26 protein-coding genes and 2 tRNA genes are annotated in these 20694 nt (G+C 63.7%); 15 read left to right on the plus strand and 13 right to left on the minus strand.

Annotated elements, in window-relative coordinates:
* Positions 1 to 982: 982 nt before the first annotated feature.
* Positions 983 to 1057, minus strand: a tRNA-Thr gene (locus AC1Q6Z_RS14545).
* A 149-nt stretch (positions 1058 to 1206) separates the two neighbouring features.
* Between AC1Q6Z_RS14545 and AC1Q6Z_RS14550 the strand changes: the two genes are divergently transcribed.
* From AC1Q6Z_RS14550 to AC1Q6Z_RS14600, 11 genes are all read left to right on the plus strand, one after another.
* On the plus strand, positions 1207 to 1407 hold the full coding sequence (locus tag AC1Q6Z_RS14550; RefSeq protein WP_435269645.1) for a hypothetical protein: 201 nt from the start codon (positions 1207 to 1209) through the stop codon (positions 1405 to 1407).
* A gap of 169 nt (positions 1408 to 1576) precedes the next feature.
* On the plus strand, positions 1577 to 2869 hold the full coding sequence (gene murA, locus AC1Q6Z_RS14555; RefSeq protein WP_256117883.1) for a UDP-N-acetylglucosamine 1-carboxyvinyltransferase: 1293 nt from the start codon (positions 1577 to 1579) through the stop codon (positions 2867 to 2869).
* 100 nt (positions 2870 to 2969) lie between these two features.
* Positions 2970 to 3407, plus strand: coding sequence for a DUF2948 family protein (locus tag AC1Q6Z_RS14560; protein WP_435269646.1), 438 nt, complete (start codon positions 2970 to 2972; stop codon positions 3405 to 3407).
* 47 nt (positions 3408 to 3454) lie between these two features.
* Positions 3455 to 4753, plus strand: a complete 1299-nt coding sequence (gene hisD / locus AC1Q6Z_RS14565) for a histidinol dehydrogenase (protein ID WP_435269647.1) — start codon at positions 3455 to 3457, stop codon at positions 4751 to 4753.
* A gap of 3 nt (positions 4754 to 4756) precedes the next feature.
* Complete coding sequence (locus AC1Q6Z_RS14570) at positions 4757 to 5233, plus strand: UPF0262 family protein (RefSeq protein ID WP_256117886.1); 477 nt, start codon at positions 4757 to 4759, stop codon at positions 5231 to 5233.
* 4 nt (positions 5234 to 5237) lie between these two features.
* Positions 5238 to 5699, plus strand: a complete 462-nt coding sequence (locus AC1Q6Z_RS14575; RefSeq protein WP_492648358.1) for an arsenate-mycothiol transferase ArsC — start codon at positions 5238 to 5240, stop codon at positions 5697 to 5699.
* 145 nt (positions 5700 to 5844) lie between these two features.
* The gene (gene infA, locus AC1Q6Z_RS14580; RefSeq protein ID WP_007759621.1) at positions 5845 to 6063 is read left to right on the plus strand and encodes a translation initiation factor IF-1; all 219 of its coding nucleotides are present in this window, start codon (positions 5845 to 5847) and stop codon (positions 6061 to 6063) included.
* 45 nt (positions 6064 to 6108) lie between these two features.
* A complete protein-coding gene (locus AC1Q6Z_RS14585; protein WP_256117889.1) occupies positions 6109 to 6729 on the plus strand; it encodes a Maf-like protein in 621 nt (206 codons plus the stop codon).
* Position 6730: 1 nt separating this feature from the next.
* Complete coding sequence (gene yacG / locus AC1Q6Z_RS14590; RefSeq protein WP_439631469.1) at positions 6731 to 6940, plus strand: DNA gyrase inhibitor YacG; 210 nt, start codon at positions 6731 to 6733, stop codon at positions 6938 to 6940.
* Between the two features lie 175 nt (positions 6941 to 7115).
* Positions 7116 to 7191, plus strand: a tRNA-Phe gene (locus AC1Q6Z_RS14595).
* A gap of 296 nt (positions 7192 to 7487) precedes the next feature.
* On the plus strand, positions 7488 to 7751 hold the full coding sequence (locus AC1Q6Z_RS14600) for a hypothetical protein (RefSeq protein ID WP_319323828.1): 264 nt from the start codon (positions 7488 to 7490) through the stop codon (positions 7749 to 7751).
* 5 nt (positions 7752 to 7756) lie between these two features.
* Here AC1Q6Z_RS14600 and AC1Q6Z_RS14605 read toward each other — a convergent pair whose 3' ends face one another.
* Positions 7757 to 8659 carry a LysR family transcriptional regulator gene (locus tag AC1Q6Z_RS14605; RefSeq protein ID WP_492648359.1) on the minus strand — a complete coding sequence of 301 codons (903 nt, stop codon included), beginning with the start codon at positions 8657 to 8659 and terminating at the stop codon, positions 7757 to 7759.
* A gap of 153 nt (positions 8660 to 8812) precedes the next feature.
* Here AC1Q6Z_RS14605 and AC1Q6Z_RS14610 point away from each other — a divergent pair, with 153 nt between their 5' ends.
* Together AC1Q6Z_RS14610 and AC1Q6Z_RS14615 are read left to right on the plus strand one after the other, a co-directional pair.
* Positions 8813 to 9043, plus strand: a complete 231-nt coding sequence (locus AC1Q6Z_RS14610) for a hypothetical protein (RefSeq protein WP_492648360.1) — start codon at positions 8813 to 8815, stop codon at positions 9041 to 9043.
* A 78-nt stretch (positions 9044 to 9121) separates the two neighbouring features.
* On the plus strand, positions 9122 to 10288 hold the full coding sequence (locus AC1Q6Z_RS14615) for a pyridoxal phosphate-dependent aminotransferase (RefSeq protein WP_492648361.1): 1167 nt from the start codon (positions 9122 to 9124) through the stop codon (positions 10286 to 10288).
* A 3-nt stretch (positions 10289 to 10291) separates the two neighbouring features.
* Here the strand turns inward: AC1Q6Z_RS14615 and AC1Q6Z_RS14620 are convergent, their stop codons facing one another.
* Positions 10292 to 10822 carry an AAA family ATPase gene (locus AC1Q6Z_RS14620; protein ID WP_492648362.1) on the minus strand — a complete coding sequence of 177 codons (531 nt, stop codon included), beginning with the start codon at positions 10820 to 10822 and terminating at the stop codon, positions 10292 to 10294.
* A gap of 95 nt (positions 10823 to 10917) precedes the next feature.
* Between AC1Q6Z_RS14620 and galE the strand changes: the two genes are divergently transcribed.
* Positions 10918 to 11910 (plus strand): UDP-glucose 4-epimerase GalE, encoded by a 993-nt coding sequence (galE, locus tag AC1Q6Z_RS14625; protein WP_492648363.1) that lies wholly within the window; start codon positions 10918 to 10920, stop codon positions 11908 to 11910.
* Between the two features lie 3 nt (positions 11911 to 11913).
* Here galE and AC1Q6Z_RS14630 read toward each other — a convergent pair whose 3' ends face one another.
* The 5 genes from AC1Q6Z_RS14630 to AC1Q6Z_RS14650 all read right to left on the minus strand — a co-directional run bounded on the left by AC1Q6Z_RS14630 (position 11914) and on the right by AC1Q6Z_RS14650 (position 15740).
* The gene (locus tag AC1Q6Z_RS14630) at positions 11914 to 12213 is read right to left on the minus strand and encodes a chorismate mutase family protein (RefSeq protein ID WP_492648364.1); all 300 of its coding nucleotides are present in this window, start codon (positions 12211 to 12213) and stop codon (positions 11914 to 11916) included.
* A gap of 324 nt (positions 12214 to 12537) precedes the next feature.
* Positions 12538 to 13542 (minus strand): cytochrome d ubiquinol oxidase subunit II, encoded by a 1005-nt coding sequence (cydB, locus tag AC1Q6Z_RS14635; RefSeq protein ID WP_492648365.1) that lies wholly within the window; start codon positions 13540 to 13542, stop codon positions 12538 to 12540.
* On the minus strand, positions 13532 to 14944 hold the full coding sequence (locus AC1Q6Z_RS14640; RefSeq protein ID WP_492648366.1) for a cytochrome ubiquinol oxidase subunit I: 1413 nt from the start codon (positions 14942 to 14944) through the stop codon (positions 13532 to 13534). Before AC1Q6Z_RS14640 ends, cydB begins: the two co-directional genes overlap by 11 nt.
* Positions 14945 to 15167: 223 nt before the next feature.
* Entirely contained in the window at positions 15168 to 15431 is a 264-nt protein-coding gene (locus AC1Q6Z_RS14645) for a hypothetical protein (protein WP_492648367.1), read from the minus strand.
* A 51-nt stretch (positions 15432 to 15482) separates the two neighbouring features.
* Complete coding sequence (locus AC1Q6Z_RS14650; protein ID WP_492648368.1) at positions 15483 to 15740, minus strand: hypothetical protein; 258 nt, start codon at positions 15738 to 15740, stop codon at positions 15483 to 15485.
* 273 nt (positions 15741 to 16013) lie between these two features.
* Between AC1Q6Z_RS14650 and AC1Q6Z_RS14655 the strand changes: the two genes are divergently transcribed.
* The gene (locus AC1Q6Z_RS14655) at positions 16014 to 16259 is read left to right on the plus strand and encodes a hypothetical protein (protein ID WP_492648369.1); all 246 of its coding nucleotides are present in this window, start codon (positions 16014 to 16016) and stop codon (positions 16257 to 16259) included.
* 63 nt (positions 16260 to 16322) lie between these two features.
* On the opposite strand, the gene AC1Q6Z_RS14660 is transcribed toward AC1Q6Z_RS14655, so the two are convergent.
* From AC1Q6Z_RS14660 to AC1Q6Z_RS14680, 5 genes are all read right to left on the minus strand, one after another.
* Positions 16323 to 17492, minus strand: coding sequence for a M20 aminoacylase family protein (locus tag AC1Q6Z_RS14660; protein ID WP_492648370.1), 1170 nt, complete (start codon positions 17490 to 17492; stop codon positions 16323 to 16325).
* A 1-nt stretch (position 17493) separates the two neighbouring features.
* Positions 17494 to 18312 carry an ABC transporter permease gene (locus AC1Q6Z_RS14665; protein WP_492648371.1) on the minus strand — a complete coding sequence of 273 codons (819 nt, stop codon included), beginning with the start codon at positions 18310 to 18312 and terminating at the stop codon, positions 17494 to 17496.
* Positions 18312 to 19040 (minus strand): ABC transporter permease, encoded by a 729-nt coding sequence (locus tag AC1Q6Z_RS14670; RefSeq protein ID WP_256117912.1) that lies wholly within the window; start codon positions 19038 to 19040, stop codon positions 18312 to 18314. Before AC1Q6Z_RS14670 ends, AC1Q6Z_RS14665 begins: the two co-directional genes overlap by 1 nt.
* A gap of 70 nt (positions 19041 to 19110) precedes the next feature.
* Entirely contained in the window at positions 19111 to 19890 is a 780-nt protein-coding gene (locus tag AC1Q6Z_RS14675; RefSeq protein ID WP_435266589.1) for a transporter substrate-binding domain-containing protein, read from the minus strand.
* Between the two features lie 29 nt (positions 19891 to 19919).
* A complete protein-coding gene (locus AC1Q6Z_RS14680; protein ID WP_256117914.1) occupies positions 19920 to 20693 on the minus strand; it encodes an ABC transporter ATP-binding protein in 774 nt (257 codons plus the stop codon).
* Between the last annotated feature and the right edge of the window lies 1 nt (position 20694).

Raw genomic sequence — 20694 nt, forward strand, 5'->3', positions numbered from 1 at the left:
GAAAAACAGGCCGCATAAGGTCAGATTGAAAACCCAAGACTCTCCTGAAAATTGGAGGGACGATGGGTCTCAGGTCATCAACACGGATCCAAAAATGACGATGAAGGTTGCGAGCAGACATATACCCATGAGATTGATCTTTTGGGTCAACGGCACGATCCAATCAAAATGGCGCTAAAGGGAGCCGCATCGGTTTACGCCCTTCCACGCGCCATCAGCCGGGTCCGGATCCTCTGCATACGCTTGGCCCTGGTGCTCCACCACATTTCTCAATGCAGCGTGAGACGCACGAGGCGACCAGCCAGCCAGTAGATCGAATCCACGAACCCCAATTGCTCTCGGTTTCCTGGATAATTGTTGGAAGAGTGCTCCCAGCACGACCTTTGCATGGTCGCTCAAGCGACGCCCGGCGGGCATCATCCATACGGCGTAATGCGATGCACCAATTCTCTAATCGCTTTCTAATCGTTCGGTAGGCGTTCCACGCGCTTTAGCGGATTAGAATATTTATTGAGACTCGCGGAGCGTGAGGCCGGAACAACGGAGCTAGATGAGTGTTCACGAGCAGTCCTAGCACCAAGCGAGCAACCTCATGAAACAGGTCAGCCAGCATAAAGAGAACGATCGGACTTTGTTGGCCGCGGCGGCGTTGGTCGTGGCCGGCCTTCTCGCCATAGGCGTCCCGCCCATATACCTATTCATGATATAGAGATCTCTGGCTCGGCGATGCTTCAAAATCCGCCGCCCCCAGAAGTGGGCCGAGCGCCGAGTTCGCGCTATGCCAGTAGCGGGAACTCGGCCGCAGCGACTCGTTCCGAAACCCGGAGCCGTTCGCTGCTGGCAATCTTGTCGATCTGGTCTTAAAAATAAGAGCTTCTGCCGATGAGGACAGGTGAAGGCACTACAAGTGCTCATTGTGCACCGGTGGGACAGCCAGAACTCAAGCAATTCCAATATGTTCAATCATTTCAAGGGGAAGAAATGGTGCTGCTAGAGAGATTTGAACTCTCGGCCTCTCCCTTACCAAGGGAGTGCTCTACCCCTGAGCTATAGCAGCATCTTGCGAAGCGGAAGGCGCTTTCGCGTGAGCGAGGGCCTATTGCCACAGGTGATCGGGCAGCGCAAGCGCCGATGTGGCGATTGTCGAAACAAATCTGACACGGACCACGCTTTTTTCCCGCGGGCAAGTTCGCTAAGAGGAGAGGTATGAGTGGTAATGACGACAAGAAGAGCGGGAAGATCCGCACGGAAGCGGAGATCCGCGCCGAGCGGCTGGCCAAGACGCTGCGCGACAATCTCCAGCGCCGCAAGCAGCAGGCGCGTTCGCGCCGCGCGGGCGCGGCGGATGAGACAGTCGGGCTACCCGGCGGCATGCCTGCCGCAAAAAAAGACGAATCGGACGCTTAGTCGAGCGGGTCTTCACCTTGAAGGCTGCGGGGGTGGTTGCGAACCGGGTGCGCGAAAAAAGGCGGGCGGTCGGCATGGACTTCATTTTTCGATCGCGATGCTCTAAAGAGGCCGCCATCTCCGAAAGCCGAAATTCTTTGAGAAAGGCGGGCCCGGCCCGTAATCGCACATGGATCGCATCCGAATTGTAGGCGGCAACGAACTCAAGGGCACCATCCCGATTTCCGGCGCCAAGAATGCTGCGCTGCCGCTGATGATCGCCTCGCTGCTCACCGACGACACGCTGACGCTCGAAAACGTGCCGCATCTGGCCGATGTCGAGCAGCTTATCCGCATCCTCGGCAACCACGGCGCCGACATTTCCGTCAACGGCCGCCGCGAGCGCCAGGGGGAAGGCTATTCCCGCACGGTCCACTTCACCTCGCGCAACATCGTCGACACGACGGCGCCCTACGAGCTGGTCTCGAAGATGCGCGCCTCGTTTTGGGTCATCGGCCCGCTGCTTGCCCGCGAAGGCAAGGCCCGCGTCTCGCTGCCGGGCGGCTGCGCCATCGGCACGCGGCCGGTCGACCTCTTCATCGAGGCGCTGACGGCGCTTGGCGCCAAGATCGAGATCGACGGCGGTTATATCGAGGCGACGGCCCCTCAGGGCGGCCTGATCGGCGCGCGCTACACCTTCCCGAAGGTTTCGGTCGGCGCCACTCATGTCCTCATGATGGCGGCGACGCTTGCGCGCGGCACGACGGTGATCGGCAATGCCGCCCGCGAGCCGGAAGTGCAGGACCTTGCCAAGTGCCTGAACGCCATGGGCGCGAAGATCACCGGCGCCGGCACGGCCACCATCACCATCGAAGGCGTCGACCAGCTTTCCGGCGCCCGCCACCGCGTGCTGCCGGACCGCATCGAGACCGGCACCTATGCCATGGCCGTCGCGATGACCGGCGGCGATGTCGTGCTGGAAGGCACCGATGCCTCCCTGCTCGATACCGCGCTTGAGGCGATCCGCCGCTCCGGCGCCGAGATCACCTCCACGGAAAGCGGCCTGCGCGTGGTGCGCAACGGCGGCGGCATCAAGCCGGTCGACGTGGTGACGGACCCCTTCCCCGGCTTTCCGACCGACCTGCAGGCGCAGTTCATGGGCCTGATGACCAAGTCCAGCGGCATTTCGCACATCACCGAGACGATCTTCGAAAACCGCTTCATGCATGTGCAGGAGTTGGCCCGCCTCGGCGCGAAGATCTCGCTCTCCGGCCAGACGGCCAAGATCGAGGGCGTCGAGCGGCTGCGCGGCGCACCGGTCATGGCGACCGACCTTCGTGCCTCCGTCTCGCTTGTCATCGCCGGCCTTGCGGCGGAAGGCGAGACCATGGTGTCGCGCGTCTACCATCTCGACCGCGGCTTCGAGCGGCTGGAAGAGAAGCTTACGCGCTGCGGCGCCGTGGTCGAGCGCGTCAGCGACTGATCTTCGAAACGCGGCGGAGTTGCAGTCCGCCGCGTACCGTCCTATCTCGTGATGGAAGATCGGGATGCCGCAACCCGCGGCGTCCCCGGGAAGGACACTTATGGACAGCCTGAAACTGCTTGCCCTCGACACGGAAGACCTGTCCGTCGTCTCGGCCCATCTCCAGGACGCGGTCTTCAAGACCGACGGCCTCTCCTATGACGCCCGCCACCACGTCTTTTCCGTCGTCGTCAACCGCTTCGTCTGGGAAACGGCGACCGGCCGCGGCAAGGCCTTCGAGCGCCGCCGCGCCGTGGTCGCCTTCAAGCGCGTCAATGCCGTGCGTTCGCTCGGGATCGACCGGAAGGACAAGGACAGCGTCTTCTCCCTGCTCGCCGTCAATTTCACGCCGCAGGATGAAGGACCGGACGGCACGCTGGAACTCGTGCTCTCCGGCAATGCCTCCGTCGCGCTCGATGTGGAATGCGTCGAAGTTCAGCTTGCAGATACCGGCGGAGCATGGGAAACCAGCTTGAAACCCCGCCATCCGGCGGTTTGAGGCAGGCGCCGGCGATTTTTCGCCGGAAGACGACAGGGACGGACGACTTGGCGATCAGACTTGACTACCAGAGCAGCGATTTCGAAAGCCGGTTCGCTGCCTTCCTGACGACCAAGCGGGAAGTCTCCGAAGACGTCAATGCCATCGCGCGCACGATCATCGACGATGTGCGCGCCCGCGGCGATGCGGCCCTTGCCGACTATTCGAAAAAATTCGACGGGCTCGATTTTGCGACGACTTCCATGCGCGTATCGCTGGAGGAGATCGAACAGGCCTATGACGCCGTCGATCCTAAGATCATCGCCGCCCTGGAACTCGCCGCTCAGCGCATCGAGAAACACCACGCCCGCCAGCGGCCGAAGGACGACATCTACGAGGACGATATCGGCGTGGGCCTCGGCTCGCGCTGGACGGCGATCGATGCCGTCGGTCTCTACGTTCCGGGCGGCACCGCGAGCTATCCGAGCTCCGTGCTGATGAATGCGGTGCCGGCCAAGGTAGCCGGCGTGCCGCGCGTCGTCATGGTCGTGCCGGCGAAGAGCGGCGAGATCAACCCGGCCGTGCTTGCGGCCGCGCGCATTGCCGGTGTCGACGAGATCTACCGCATCGGCGGCGCGCAGGCTGTCGCGGCACTCGCCTACGGCACCGAGACGATCCGCCCCGTCGCCAAGATCACCGGCCCCGGCAACGCCTTCGTCGCCGCCGCCAAGCGCCACGTCTTCGGCACCGTCGGCATCGACATGATCGCCGGCCCCTCCGAGGTCCTCGTCATCGCTGACGCGGAAAACGATCCGGACTGGCTTGCCGCCGACCTGCTCGCCCAGGCCGAACACGATGTCGGCGCCCAGTCGATCCTCGTCACCGACAGCCTGGCGCTGGCCGAAGCGGTGGAAGCCGCCGTGGAGCGCCAGCTGAAGACGCTGGAGCGCGCAGAAACCGCGGCGGCCAGCTGGCGCGATTTCGGCGCTGTCATCATCGTGCCGAACCTGAAAAAGGCCATTCCGCTGGCAAACCGTATCGCCGCCGAGCATCTGGAGATCGCGACCGCCGATCCGGATGCGCTGCTAGGCGAAATCCGCAATGCCGGCGCCATCTTCGTCGGGCGCCACACGCCGGAAGTCATCGGCGATTATGTCGGCGGCTCCAACCATGTGCTGCCGACCGCCCGTTCCGCCCGCTTCTCGTCCGGCCTTTCGGTGCTCGACTATATGAAGCGCACCTCGATCCTGCGGCTCGGCCCGGATCAGCTTCGCGCGCTCGGCCCCGCCGCCATCACGCTTGCCGAAGCCGAAGGGCTCGGCGCCCATGCCCGTTCGGTCGCCATCCGGCTCAACCGGGAAGGATAGGCGATGGGCACGAGTGGCAGTTTCCGCCTCTGCGACGTGGTGCTGGACGACACGATCGGTCGCGCCACGCCGGACGTGGAGCACGAGCGCGCCGTTGCCATCTTCGACCTCATCGAGGAAAATTCCTTCGAGCCGATCGGTCATGCCGGCGGCCCCTATCGCCTGAATATCTCGCTTCTCGATTCCAAGCTCGTCTTCGCCATCCGCACCGAGGCGGGCGATCCCGTCGCCACCCATATCCTTTCGCTCACGCCGTTCCGGCGCATCGTGAAGGACTATTTCATGATCTGCGAAAGCTATTACCAGGCGATCCGCTCGGCGACGCCCAGCCAGATCGAGGCGATCGACATGGGCCGGCGCGGCATCCACAACGAGGGCTCGCAGACGCTGATGGACCGTCTCTCGGGCAAGATCAAATTCGACTTCGACACCGCCCGCCGCCTGTTTACGCTCGTCTGCGTTCTCTACTGGCGCGGGTGAGCGGATGGAGGGTGTTTCCCCCGTACCCGAGGAAGCAAAGTCGCGAACGCCCCGTTCGATCCTCTTCATGTGCCGCATGAATGCCGTGCGCTCGCCGATGGCCGAGACGATCGCCCGCAGCCTGCTGCCCGGCACCTATGTCGCCTCCGCCGGCGTGCGTCCCGGCGAGCGCGATCCCTTCGTCGATGCCGTGCTGAACGAGGTCGGCCTGTCGCTCGGTCGCCATTCGCCCCATTCGCTGGACGAGCTGGAGGACGACTATTTCGACCTCATCGTGACGCTGGCGCCCGAGGCGCATCATGCGGCGCTCGAACTCACCCGCTCCATGGCCGTCGGCGTCATGTACTGGCCGACGCCCGACCCGACGGTCGCGACCGGCACGCGCGAGCAGATCCTCTCCTCCTACCGGGAGGTTCGCGAGTTCCTGAAAATGCTGATAGAGAAGCGTTTGAAGGCCCCAGGATAGGCGCCAGACAGGCCGATTTCCAGCAAATGCAGAAAGCCGGCGCTTCGGTGTTCACAAAGGACCGGGGATTGTGTAGTTTCCGGCAAATTTTTCGAGGCGGGCATCCGGCTCGCCCTCATCCACCCTACAGGAATAACATCACAAGATGGCAAAAGAAGAAGTCCTCGAATTTCCCGGCATCGTGACGGAACTGCTCCCGAACGCCACGTTCCGCGTCAAGCTCGAAAACGAGCACGAGATCATCGCGCACACTGCTGGCCGCATGCGCAAGAACCGCATCCGCGTTCTCGCCGGCGACAAGGTTCTGGTCGAGATGACCCCTTACGACCTCACCAAGGGCCGCATCACCTACCGTTTCAAGTAAGCCCAAGGGCTGCGTCTTTCTTTCAAGGCGCTTCCCGGAGACCCCATGGCGCAGAACGACAAGCTCATCCTTGCATCCGGCTCGCCGCGCCGCGTCGAGCTGCTCGCGCAGGCGGGCATCGAGCCCACGCGCCTGATGCCGATGGATATCGACGAGACGCCGAAGCGCTCCGAGCATCCCCGCTCGCTGGCACGGCGCCTGTCGACCGGCAAGGCGCAGGCGGCACTTGCCGCCATCAAGGGCGACCCAGCCTATGCCGGCAGCTATATCCTGGCCGCCGACACGGTCGTCTCGGTCGGCCGGCGCATCCTGCCGAAGACGGAGATGATCGACGAGGCGTCGAGCGCGCTGCATCTCCTCTCCGGCCGCAGCCACCGCGTCTTCACCGGTGTGTGCCTCATCACGCCGGACCGCACCGTGCGCCAGAAGGTCATCGATACCAAGGTGCGCTTCAAGCGACTGTCGACCACCGATATCGAACGCTACCTCGCCTCCGGCCAATGGCGCGGCAAGGCGGGCGGCTACGGCATCCAGGGCATTGCCGGCAGCTTCGTCGTCAAGCTGGTCGGCTCCTACACAAATGTCGTCGGCCTGCCGCTCTACGAGACGCTCACGCTGCTCTCCGGCGAAGGTTTCGACGTGCATGCCGGCTGGGCGGACGCCTGACATGAGCGGTGAGAACGAAAAACCGGTCGCCAAGGTCGCGCCGCTGCGCAAGGCCGTGCCCTGCCCGATCTGCCGCCGCCCCTCCGCGCGCGAGCACTATCCCTTCTGCTCGGATCGCTGCCGCGACGTCGACCTCAACCGCTGGCTCTCCGGCTCCTACGCCATCCCCGTCGCCGACGACGAGGCGAAAGCCGACGAAGACGACGTGTGACAGTCGCTGTCACACGAAGAAAACCTAATCTTTTCCGATATTTGAAAAGCCCGCCATTTTTCCCGCAAAAAACCGCCGACAGGGCTGGACACATTTTTGCAAGATGCTATAACCCCGCTCGCTTCCGGGGCGCAACCAAACGCCCCACGGATTTCAGAGATGAAATCCACCAGATGCCCGGATAGCTCAGTTGGTAGAGCAGCGGATTGAAAATCCGCGTGTCGGTGGTTCAAATCCGCCTCCGGGCACCACTCTAAGCCATTAAAATCATTGAAATTTTCAAAAAATTTGAGTCTATTTGCGCTGACAGACGTTGTTTTACTACGCGTCCTCTGCGCCCTCCACGCACAAGGGTGGACGAAATGCTTTGCGTCTGCCACAACCGGTTTGGACGCGACTGCCGATAGTTTTAGATCGGGGTCGGGCGACCGATTGACGTCACGTTGCTGCCGCGAGATCACGCTGGCCGTCCTGTTCTGTCGCATTCCCTGATGAGGGCGCCGAGGGTGTCCTGGTCGGGAGACGCGCTTTTCGAGGATATTCTGCCGTGGCCAAACAACCGAAACTGGAACATTCCGAACTCTCCGGGGAATATACCGAAGAGGACATCACCGTGCTCGTCGATATTTACAGGCCGGCCGGCACGCAGAACGACTGGAAGCTGGAGGTCGTCACGCAGAACGAGGACCTGTTTGAATGGGACGAGCCATTCGCCACGGACCGCGAGGCCTTCGATGAATTCCTGGCCACCGTGGCGCGGGATGGCATACGGTCGTTCCTGGAAGAGGATGACGTGCCGACGACGCACTAGGCGTTCTACTCCGCCGCTCGCGGAACGACCCGCGCGGCGGGGAACCTGGGCTGGTTTCCGGAAAACAGCGCTTCGTTGCGCTTCAGCAGCGCTGCCAGCCGGTCGAGGGTGGTGCGGACTTCGGGGCGTTGGCGGTCGTCGTCGTTGACGGCGAGCCAGATGGGGTGGGTGAGGTCTTCGATGAGTTCGCCTTCCCGCATCAGGGCGGGCATGCTGTCTCCGAGATAGGCGGGCAGCACGCCGCGGCCGGCGCCGCCGGCGATTAGCTTCGGCAGGAGTTCGGGCGCGTTGGTCCAGGTGTGGATCTGGCCTTCGCGATGGCGGAACACCCATTTTTCGACTTCCGACAAGGCGACTTCCGTGCCGATCGAAATCCAGGGCAGGTCGTCGCTGGCGTCGGCCGCGACCGCGCGATAGGCACAATAGGCGACATCGACCGTGCGGCGCACCGCGAAATTGCCGCTCTTCGGCGCGGCGGCAAAGAGGGCCACGGTGCCGCGGCGGAAGGTCAGGTCGTCCTCCGGCAGCCAGCGTTTGCAGCAGAGACGGAAAGCGTCACCCGCGTGGCGGAGCGCTGCGGTATTTTCCGCGACGAAGCCGGAAAGCCAGATATCGCCGGCAATCGAGACGATCGGCAGGGTGAAGGCATCGCCGTGCCATTGGGTTATGTCTGCGACGGTCTTGCGCAGCGTCTGTACATGTTCCATCAGGATCTGGCCGTCGGGCGCAAGCCGGTAGCCCTGCTGGCTGCGGATGAACAGGGTGCGGCCCATGGTGCGTTCCAGCGCCAGCATGCGGCGGCCGATCGTCGGCGGGCTGATGCCTGTCAGCATGGAGGCGCCGGCGAGGCCGCCCTCCGCGGCCACATGATAGAAGAGCTTCAGATCGTCCCAGTCGACTTCGTTCACGTTCGTCTCCACGCCATGGGTCGGACTATAGCGGAAAGTTCGCCTGCCCGCATCGAACGCCGGTGAAACGGCCGTTTCATGCCTGCGTCTACGATCCCCCGGCGCACCCGCCTATCTCTCCTGCTACACGAAACAAGTTGTCAGGAGCAGATCATGAGCCCGGAATGGATGATGGCATTCGATGCCGCCGCAAGGCGGAACGATGAACGCAAGAAGACGCTTGCCGATCCGTTGGAGCGGCCGGAATGGCAGGGGCTCGATGCCCTGTCGCGCCTCTTTTCGCGCTTGCTTTCGCGGCGCGTGGCGGAACGGCGACACCAGCCGATGCGGCCTCTCAAATATGCAAGCGCTTCCATCAATGAATTCAATGGGAGCGTCAGATAAACTGGCGTGAACCGGCGCACGAAACCGGCTAGAGCTTGTCCGCCCCTGCGCGGGCGAGATCTTGCCGGAGTGATTTGCATGACCCTTATCGAAAGCCTCAGCCCGCGATCGCTTCAGGCGCCGGAAAGCGGGATCGTCGAGGTGGTGAATTATGCGCGCGGGCGCGAGGGGCTGATCCCGCTGTGGGTGGGCGAAGGGGACCTGCCGACGCCGGAGTTCATTTCCCGCGCCGCCTCCGATGCGCTGTTGCGCGGCGAGACGTTTTATACCTGGCAGCGGGGCATTCCGGAATTGCGCTCGGCGCTTTCGCGCTACTATGCCCGTCGCTTCGGCGCGGCGCTGCCGGCGGAGCATTTTTACGTGGTCGGCTCCGGCATGCAGGCGATCAAGCTTGCCATCGAAGCGCTCGTTTCGCCGGGCGACGATGTCGTCTACCTGACGCCGGCCTGGCCGAATTTCGCGGCGGCGGCAGAGCTTTCCGGTGCGAACCCCATCGCCGTGACGCTCGATTTTGCCGGCGGGCGCTGGCAGGTGGATCTCGACCGGGTGGAGGCGGCGATCACGCCGAAGACGCGCGTGCTCTTCGTCAACACGCCCTCCAACCCGACCGGCTGGACGGCGACGCGCGAAGACCTTGCCAATCTGCTGGCGATCGCACGGCGGCATGACCTCTGGATCATGGCCGACGAGATTTATGCGCTTTATCACTATGCGGGCGGGCGGGCGCCGTCCTTCCTCGATGTGATGGCAGAGGGCGACCGGGTCGTCTTCGTCAATTCCTTCTCGAAGAACTGGTCGATGACGGGCTGGCGGGTCGGCTGGATCGTCGCGCCACCGGAAATCGGCCAGGTTCTGGAAAACCTCATTCAATATTCCACCTCCGGCGTGCCGCAGTTCCTGCAGCAGGGCGCAATCGTGGCGCTCGACGAGGGCGATGCCTTCGTGCAGGGGAATATCGACAAGGCGGCGAAGAACCGCGACGTCTTCTGCGATGCGCTGATCGCCACCAACCGGGTGGAAACGCTGAAGCCGGATGGGGCGCTCTATGCGTTCCTGAAGATCGACGGCGTCACGGATTCGCGGCTCACGGCACTCGACATCGTCGATCGCACCAATGTGGGCCTCGCGCCGGGAACGGCCTTCGGACCGGGCGGCGAGCTTTTCATGCGCGCCTGCTTCCTGCGCGATCCGAAGGACGTGGCGGAAGCCGCGGATCGCCTCGCCCGCTATATCGCGGCGCGCTGACCATCAGGACAGGTGGCGGAGCACGAAATCGGCACGTTCGGCGACCGTCACTTTCGGCAGGATGATCGCCTCGTAGCCGAGCGCCGGATAGACGTCTTTGAGGCGATCGTATTCGGCGACTGCGGCGTCGAGGCCGTGTCGGCGTTCCGGGTCGCCGGCGTAGATTTCCGGCCATGGCGGGGTGAGGAAAACCAATCGGTTGTAGCGATGTTCAGCCGCGAGCGCGGCCAGCACGGGTTCGCCGCTATGCGCCTCAAGCGCCGATGCGGCATCGATCAGGCCGCGGTCGAAGAAGACGAGGCCGGGGTGGTCTTGCATTGCCTCTCTATCAGCGAGCGCCATGTCGATTGCGCGGCGGGCGAAGGCCGTAAGGTCCTGCCACGGCAAGGCGCTGCCGCCGGTTGCCAGTTCCTGCTGCACGATGCGGCGGCCGGGTTCTTCGACGACGGCATGGCCGCGCTGGCGAAGCGCTTCGAGCAGGGTGGATTTTCCGCCGCCGGAGCAGCCGGAGAGCACGATGAAACGGTCGGACATTTCGTCTATCCTTTAGAGCGAGGGGCGTGCGCGGGGTTGCGTCCGGCCGGTGTGCGGGGTGATATGCCTGCCATTCGGACGATTCGGAGGTTGGCATGGCGGTTCTGGTTACGGGTGGCGCGGGGTATATCGGCAGCCACATGGTCTGGGCGCTCGTCGATGCAGGGGAAGAGGTCGTCGTGCTCGACCGGCTTTCCACCGGCTTCCGCTGGGCCGTGGCGCCCGAGGCGCGGTTCTACGAGGGCGACATCGCGGATCCCGCCTTGCTTTCGACGATCTTTGCGGAAAACCGCATCGATGCGATCATCCATTTCGCCGGGTCGATCATCGTGCCGGAATCGGTCGCCGATCCCCTCTCCTATTACGAGAACAACACGGTCAAGTCACGGGCGCTGATCGCGGCTGCCGTCGCGGCGAAGGTGCCGCATTTCGTGTTCTCCTCCACCGCTGCCGTCTACGGCACGCCGGATGGAACCGAGCCGGTGCTGGAAAGCGCTGCCCTTCGGCCGGAATCGCCATATGGCTCCTCCAAGCTGATGACCGAGATCATGCTGCGCGATACTGCCGCCGCGCATGATTTCACCTATACGGCGCTGCGCTATTTCAACGTCGCGGGCGCCGATCCGCGCGGGCGCACCGGCCAGTCTACGGCGGGCGCCACGCATCTGATCAAGGTCGCCAGCGAAGCCGCACTCGGCAAGCGCGCCGGCATGGACGTCTACGGCACGGATTATCCCACACCGGACGGCACCTGCGTGCGCGACTATATCCATGTCACCGACCTTGCCAATGCGCATCTCAAGGCCTTGCAGCGCATGCGGGCCGGCGGCGGCTCGATCGTCGCCAATTGCGGCTATGGCCGCGGCTTCTCGGTGCTGGAGGTGCTGGAGCAGGTGAAGGCGGTGTCCGGCGTGGAATTCCCGGTGCGTTTTGCCGCCCGCCGGCCGGGCGATGCGGTGCTCATCGTCGCCAATCCGTCGGTCGCGATGCAGGAGCTGGACTGGAAGCCCGAGCATGACAACCTCGCCTTCATCGTGCGCACCGCGCTCGACTGGGAAGATCACCTCGGCAAGCGCAACCAGCTCTGAGGTTTATTCCTCGCCGAGCAGCTTCTTTTCATGCTCGATGGCGTGCTGGATGAGCTCAGCCCAGATCCCTTCGTAGAAATCGCCGTCGAGCCCGTGGCCTGTCGCGTTGCGGTGGGCGTTGTCGCGCACTTCCTTCACGCGTTCCGGCACGTCGGCGGGGATGCCGAGCCCGACCTTGATCTCGGCCGCGCGGTTGATGAAGCTCCAGCGTTCAGCGAAGAGCGCCATCAGCGCCTGGTCGACCCGGTCGATGTTTTCTCGGATGTCCGTCATCGTCGTGCAGTCTGCCGCGGTCTTCGCCATGCCGGTCTCCTTCATGGGCAACCGGATAGCAGAGGAATGTTTGGGGGGAAAGGTATCTCTCTGTCGCGAGACACTAGGCCACATGCAGGCCCGGGGGTTAAGCGAAAGGAGGGTGCGGTCCTGTCTTCCACTTGCGGGCCTGCATGCTGGCCGAGGCGGAACCTAGGCATATAAGCTGGCGCGAAGCTGGCTATTTTAACGTTACGTTAGGTTACGTGCCGATGGCGAGCTTGATGGCAAAACCGACGACCGTCACCGCCAGCACGCCCCCGGCCCAGAGCCCCACGAACCATAGAAGTTTTCGCGCGGTGGAATTCTCCGTCATCAGTGATAGCCCTCCTCCGGATCGACCTTGCCGCGGAAGACCCAGTAGGCATAGGCCGTGTAGCAGAGGATCATCGGCACCAGCACGACCGCGCCGACCAGCAGGAAGGCGAGGCTTTCATGGGGCGCGGCGGCCTCCCAGATCGTCAGCGAGGTCGGCACGATGTAGGGGTAGAAGCTGATGCCAATGCCGGCAAAACCGAGCACGAAAAGGCCGAGGGCGGCGAGGAACGGCCGGGAATCATGCTCCGTGCGTAGGCCGTGGATCAGCAGCGCGAAGCAGCCGAGCACGAGCAGCGGCACCAGCAGGCTGAAGATGACGGTCGGCCAGCCGAACCAGCGTTCGAAATAGAGCGGTTCGAGGAAGGGCGTCCACAGGCTAACGATGCCCATGGCCAGAAGCATGCCGATGCCTGCCCTGAGCGCGTAGCGCCGCGCGCGTTCGGCAAGCGGGCCGCTCGTCTTCATCACCAGCCAGGTGGCGCCGAGCAGGGCATAGCCGACCAACAGTGCGATCCCGGTCGCGATGGAGAACGGCGTCAGCCAGTCCCACCAGCCACCGGTATAAGCGCGGTTGGCGACCGGAATGCCCTGCACCAGCGCGCCCAGCGCCACGCCTTGCGAGAAGGCCGCGACCATCGAGCCGCCGGCAAAGGCGATGTCCCAAAGGAATTCGCCACGCTTCGTGCGCCAGCGGTATTCGAAGGCGACGCCGCGGAAGATGAGGCCGAGCAGCATCAGCACGAGCGGCATGTAGAGCGCCGGCAGGATCGTCGCATAGGCGAGCGGGAAGACGGCCATCAGCCCGCCGCCGCCGAGCACCAGCCAGGTCTCGTTGCCGTCCCAGACGGGCGCGACGGAGTTCATCATCACGTCTCGGTCGTGTTTTTCCTTGAAGAAGGGGAAGAGGATGCCGACGCCGAGATCGAAGCCGTCAAGGATGACATAGGCGAGCACTGCAAAGGCGATGATGGCCGCCCAAATGAAGGGAAGGTCAAGCGCCATGGTGGTGGCTCCCGGTTTTGGTGGCGATGGCGGGCGTGATGCCGGCGGTGCGGAGCGGACCGTCCTGCAAATCCGGCATGGGATCGCGCGGCAGGCGGCCCATCAGGCGCAGGATGTAGAAGGTGCCGGCGCCGAAGACGAGGAAGTAGACCACGATGAAGGCGATGAGCGAGGTGGCGACGGCGGGCGCATCGATGGGTGCCACGGAATTCGCCGTCAGCAGGTGGCCGTAGACCGTATAGGGCTGGCGGCCGACCTCCGTCGTCACCCAGCCGGCAAGCACGGCGACGAAGCCCGCGGGCCCCATCAGGACGGCGGCGCGGTGCAGCCAGCGGTTCTCGCCGAGCGTGCTCCGCCACCGAGACCACAGCGACCAGAGCCCGATGCTCAGCATGGCGAAGCCGATACCGACCATGATGCGGAACGCCCAGAAGACGATGCCGACCGGCGGATGCAGCTCCTTCGGCACGGAATCGAGGCCGGCAAGCGGGGCGTTCAGTTCATGTTTCAGGATGAGGCTCGAAAGCTTCGGGATCTCGATGGCGTAATCGACGCGCTGCTCGGCCGAGTTCGGTATGCCGAAGAGGATGAGCGGCGCGCCGTCCGGATGGCTCTGGTAGTGCCCCTCCATCGCCATCACCTTGACCGGCTGGTGCTCCAGCGTGTTGAGGCCGTGCATGTCGCCGGCAAAGATCTGGATGGGCGCGACGATCGCCGCCATCCACATGGCCATGGAGAACATCTTTCTGGCGCGCTTCGGCGCATCGCCGCGCAAGAGGTGATAGGCGCCGACGCCGCCGACCACGAAGGCGGTCGTAAGATAGGCGGCGAGAACCATGTGCACGAGCCGGTAGGGGAAGGACGGGTTGAAGATCACCGCCCACCAGTCGACCGGCACGAACTGGCCGACATCGTTGACCGCAAAGCCGGCCGGCGTCTGCATCCAGGAATTGGCGGCGAGGATCCAGGTGGCCGAGATCAGCGTGCCGACGGCGACCATGAGGGTGGCGAAGAAATGCAGTTTCGGGCCGACGCGGTTGAGGCCGAACAGCATGACGCCGAGGAAGCCGGCCTCCAGGAAGAAGGCCGTCAGCACCTCGTAACCCATCAGCGGCCCGATGACCGGCCCGGCCTTGTCGGAAAAGACGCTCCAGTTCGTGCCGAACTGGTAGGACATGACGATGCCGGAGACGACGCCCATGCCGAAGGCGAGCGCAAAGATCGTCTTCCAGAAATTGAACAGGGCGAAATAGACCTCGTCCTTCGTCGAGAGCCACAGGCCTTCCAGCACGGCGAGATAGCTCGCAAGGCCGATCGAGAAGGCCGGGAAGACGATGTGGAACGACACCGTGAAGGCGAACTGAAACCGGGCGAGCAGCGTTGCGTCCAGCGATTCGAACATGGACCGCGTCCTTTCATAAGGCTGCCGCAGGTGACTGCACGCTGCGGCTGCACGAAAGAATGCGGCGCAAAACAGGCAAAGGTCAATTCGGCGGCGCGGCCCACGTTGCCGCACCGCGACAATCGCCCGCGTGCGGCATTTCGGCCGCCGCCGGCTTAAACGCGCGAAGCTCCCGGTTCGCATCGGGAGCTTCGAGAGTGGAATGACGAAAGGGCTTTGCCGCTTAGCGATCGGCCAGCGTGGAGCTGTCGAGGCCCGGATAATAGTCGCCATCGGCGGGGCCGACGCGCTTCGCGCGGACGTCCTGCCTCGTATAATCCGAATAGGCGCGCTGGTTGCTCTGGCGCTTTTCCTCGATCATCCGGTCCTGCTTCGCGCTGGGCCAGATGCCGTCGTAGTAGCTGCCGCCGGCCATAGCGGCAGAACCGCCGAAGAGCGTGGCGGCCGCCAGCGTGGTGGCGAAGGCAAGGTTGAGGGTCTTGGTCATTGTAATGGTCCTGATTCAGTCCTGGGAGGAGTATTGGGTAGAAATGCCGGGTCAGCGGTCGTTGCGGTCGACGCCGCGGTAGTAGTCGCCGTTGGCCGGGCCGATATTTTCAGTGCTCCGGGTGCTGGTCACCGCATCGCCGTTGCGAATGCTCTGCGTGGTGAAGCGGTCGATCTTCTGGCTTTGGGTCGGCTCGCGGGAGACACCCGAATAGTAGTCGCCGTCACCGCCGGCGAAGGCTGCGGTGCCGCCGAAAACGGAGGCGACGACAAGGGCGGCGGCAAAGGTCGTGTTAAGGGTCTTGGTCATTGTGGTGGTCCTTTTTCTATGCGCTTTTGATATGTCTCTGCTTCAAAACTGGCGGGCGAATTTCACCGCGGCCGCGTGACATCGCGCGCTGGTGGCGGGGTCGGTGCGGAGCGCTTTTCTGGAGCGCCCAGGGCGGTCTTTCGGTCGGCGCGCTTCGACATCGTCGTTTCCCATCAGTCTTCCGGGAGCGTTATGTCGCTCTCGTGAAATAAAGATGGTCCCTCAAATTGAAGGATGGAAGGGTCTCAAATTGGAAACAGGCGTCAACGTTTATTGAACGATGAAAACCGGGCTCGCGGAGCACAACCGAAGGCGCATGAAAACAAACAAACCGTCCGGATGGACGGATTGTTTGCAAAACTGGCACGCCAGCAATATTCTGATTTCAAATGGGAAATCTTAACGCTCTCGCACGATCGAAGGTCATGCGCGGAAAAGGTGCAGCGAGACGCTGCGCCGTTAATGATTGTGGCGGTAAAAATCCGCCGTGCCGATTTCAAGGGCTTCACGAATGTGTGACGCCCTAAAAATCGGCCGAAAGACCCGCTCCGGCGTGCCTTGATTGTGTTCGAATTGTGTCGCTTAGACGGCCCGAAGATAGTGTTCGGCAAGCTCCGTCCAGAAGGCGGCGCCGATGGGCAGCAGGTCGTCGTTGAAGTTGTAGCCGGGGTGGTGGAGCGACTTGTCGTTCTCGCCGCCCTTGCCGCCGAGGAAGAAATAGGTGCCCGGCCGTTCCTTCAGCATATAGGCGAAATCCTCGCTGCCCATGAAGGGCCGCTCCAGGTCGACGACCTTGTCGGCGCCGGCAAAGCGGGTGGCGAGTTGGCGCACCAGGTCCGTCTCGGCCGTGTGGTTGACCGTCGCATCATAGAAGCGCTGGTAATCCACCGTCGCCGTCATGCCGTAGCTTTCGGCCTGGCGCGAGGCGATGAGGCGGATGCGGCGCTCCAGCTCGTCGCGCACCGCGGGATCGAACGAGCGGATGCCGACGACGATTTCGGCGCGGCTCGGGATGATGTTGCTGGCGGAGCCCGAATGGAAGGAGCCGACCGTCACCACCGTCGGATCGAGCGGGTGGATGTTGCGCGAGACGATGGTCTGGAGCGCCATGACGATAGAAGCGCCGCCGACGATCGGGTCCAGCGTCTCCTGCGGCTCCGCGCCGTGGCCGCCCACGCCGTTCACCGTGATGCGCGCCTCGTCGACCGCCGCCATGATCGGGCCGTCGCGCAGCGCGAACTGGCCGAAGGGCAGGCCCGGCTCGTTATGCAGCGCAAAGACGGCGTCGCAGGGGAATTTGTCGAACAGCCCCTCCTCCACCATGATCTTCGCTCCGCCGAAATTCTCCTCCGCCGGCTGGAAGATCAGGTGCACGGTGCCGTCGAAATTGCGCCGTTCGGCGATCGCCTTCGCCGCGCCGAGCAGCATGGTCGTGTGGCCGTCATGGCCGCAGGCATGCATCTTGCCCGGCGTCTTGCTGGCATAGGGAAGGCCGGTCTCCTCGAAGATCGGCAGGGCATCGATATCGGCGCGGATGCCGATCGACTTGCGGCTGGTGCCGTTTACCAGCGTCGCGACCAGGCCGGTCTTGGCGAGGCCGCGCGTGACCTTGTAGCCGTAGCTTTCCAGATGGCGCGCGATGACATCCGAGGTGCGCACTTCCTCCAGGCCCAGTTCCGGGTGCTCGTGCAGGTCGCGACGGATCGCCACCATTTCGGGCATGGAATTTTGCAGCGTCGTATGGATCGTCATTTCAGGCACCACGCGTGGGGATTTTGCTCTCGAAGTAGCGGAAGGTGACCACCAGGATGGCGGTCAGGCAGAGATAGATGAGCGCCAGCAGCAGCAGCGGCTCATAGGTAATGTAGGTCTCCTGCCGCACCTTGGAGATGACGGCATAGAGGTCGATGACGGTGATGGTCGCCACCAGCGGCGTCGCCTTCAGTTGCAGCACGGTCTCGCCGTTCAGCGTCGGCAGGGCGCGGTGCACGGCACGCGGCAGCCAGATGCGGCGGAAGACGGTGAAGGGGCTCATGCCATAGGCGCGCGCGGCCTCCAGCTCGCCCGGCGGCACGCCGGCAAAGGCGCCGCGCATCACCTCGCCCTCATAGGCGGCAAAGGAGAGCGTCAGCGCCGCCACGCCATAGGGCCAGGCCTCGCGCAGATAGGGCCAGAGGAAGGAATTGCGGATTTCCGGGAACTGCGGGAAGAGCGAACCGAGGCCGTAATAGAGCAGCCAGAGCTGCAACAGCAGCGGCGTGCCGCGGATGACCGTGCAAAAAACCCGCGCCAGCACCTTGAGCGGCCACGGCCCCGTCACCTGCACCAGGCCGATGGGCACGGCGAGGATGAAGCCGAGGATCGCCGTCGAAAACAGCATCAGCAGCGTCACGCCGGCGCCATAGGCGAGGCGGCCGGAATATTTCGGCACCCAGTCCCAGCGCATGAACCAGACGATACAGAAAACGAGGATCGCGGCGATCGCCATCAGCACGATGCGATGCGGCTTGAAGATGCTTTTCTTCGTCGGCAGGTCTGTCAATGCGAGGGCGGTGATGGTCGGGTCGCTCATCAGGCGGCCCTCGCCATGCCGCGCCGGTAGTGCCGCTCGATGAAGCCGATCAGCACATTGGAGACCAGCGTGATCATCAGGTAGAGCACGCCGGCCGCGCAGAAGAACAGCAGGTAGGCCTTGGTGCTGCCCGCCGCCTGGCGGGTGACCAGCGTCAGCTCGCTGAAGCCGACCACCGCGAGAAGGGCCGTGTCCTTGGTGGCGATCAGCCAGAGATTGGAGAGGCCGGGAATGGCATGCGGCAGCATGGCCGGCAGCGTGATGCGGCGCATGACCTGGAACGGCGACATGCCGTAAGCGCGCGCCGCCTCCATCTGCCCAGCCGGCACCGCCTTGATCGCGCCGCGCAGAACCTCGGTGGAATAGGCGCCCTGCACGACGCCGATGACGAAGATGCCGGCCGCAAGGCCACTGATATCGACGGGGCCGAAGCCGACGAGCGCGGACAGCTGGTTCAGCACGTCCGTGCCGGCATAATAGAGAATGAGGATCAGCACGAGCTCCGGCACCGCGCGTACAAGCGTGGTGTAGACCTCCAGGAGGTCCTTGGTGACCGGGCCGCCATAGAGCTTGCCCATGGCGCCGCCGGTGCCGAGGATCAGGCCGAGCGCATAACCGCCGACGGCAATCTGGAGGGACTGCCAGAGCCCCGCCAGCATCACCCCGCCCCAGCCGGGCGGTTCAAGCGCAAGCAGGCTCCAGTTGATCAGCGATCCGGCATCGGCCATGGGGTCTCGTGTCCATTCGAGGAGAAAGGCCGGCGGCAAGTGCCGCCGGCATCAGGGACAGGGCAGACTATCAGCCGCCGTAGACGTCGAAGTCGAAATACTTCTTCGAGAATTCGTCATAAGTGCCGTTGGCGCGGATCGCCTTGATGGCGGCGTTGATCTTGTCCTTCAGCTCCGTCTCGCCCTTGCGAAGGCCGACGCCGACGCCCAGCCCGAGGATTTCCGGATCGTCCTTCACGGTGCCCTTCATGTCGCAGCAGGCGCCCTGCTCGGTCTTCAGGAAGTCGGTAAGCGCGATGGAATCGGCCTGCACCGCATCGATGCGACCGGCGGCGAGGTCGTTGTTGGCCTCGTCCTGCGTCTGGTATTCCTTGACCGTAGCGCCCGCCTCGCCGAAATACTTGTTGGCATAGACCTGGTGGATGGTCGCGACCTGTACGCCGAGCGTCTTGCCGGAGAGGCCTTCCGGCGTCGCGTCGAACTTCACGTCCTTGGCGCCGATGATGCCCGGAGGCGAGTTGTAATACTTGTCGGAGAAGTCGATCGTCTGGAGGCGTTCCGCCGTGATCGACATGGAGCCGATGATCATGTCGATCTTGTTGGTGGTCAGCGCCGGGATGATGCCGTCCCAGGCGACCGGCGTGATGACGCAGTCGAGCTTCGCTTCGGCGCAGATCGCCTTCATGAAGTCCACTTCCCAGCCCTGCCAGTTGCCGGAGGCATCCGGCGAGGTGAAGGGCGGATAGGGCTCGGCGGCAAAACCGACGCGGACCTGCTGGGCAGCCGCGCCCGAAATGGCCGCAAGGCCGATCGCGGCAGCAAGGGCGATTGTCTTCAAGGCACTCTTCATGATTTTCCCTCTGTTGGTTTTTTTGGTTCTCAGTGGATGGAGCTGATGAATTTCTTCAGCCGCTCCGATTTCGGCGATCCGAACAGTTCGTCCGGCGGGCCTTGTTCCTCGATGACCCCGTTCGCCAGGAAGACGACGTGGCTCGCGACGTTGCGCGCGAACTTCATCTCGTGGGTGACGAGGATCATCGTGCGCTTCTCCTTGGCGAGGTCGCCGATGACGGAGAGCACCTCGCCCACCAGTTCGGGATCGAGCGCGGAAGTCGGTTCGTCGAAGAGCATGACATGAGGCTGGATGGCCAGTGCCCGGGCGATCGCCGCGCGCTGCTGCTGGCCGCCGGAGAGGAAGGCGGGATAGGCGTCGCGCTTCTCATAGAGCCCGACGCGGCGCAGCAGCGCCTCGGCGCGGCTGATCGCCTCGTCCTTCTTGACGCCCAGCACATGCACGGGCGCCTCGATGACGTTTTCGAGGATGGTCATATGCTGCCAGAGATTGAAGCTCTGGAACACCATGCCCAGGCGGGAGCGCAGGCGCTGCACCTGCTTGCGGTCGGATGGCGTCATGCCGCCATGGCCGTCTTTCTTCATGGCGATCGTCTCGCCATGGATCGTCACCGATCCGGCGCTCGGCAGCTCCAGCATGTTGATACAGCGCAGGAAGGTGGACTTGCCGGAACCCGAACCGCCGATGATGGCGATGACATCGCCCTCATGCGCGGTGAGTGATACGCCCTTGAGAACTTCAAGCGGCCCGAAGCGCTTGTGCAGGTCCCTGACCGCGATAGCCTCGGCGCGTTCCGTCATC

The organism is Shinella sp. GW835-FHT14H05, from assembly GCF_058793575.1.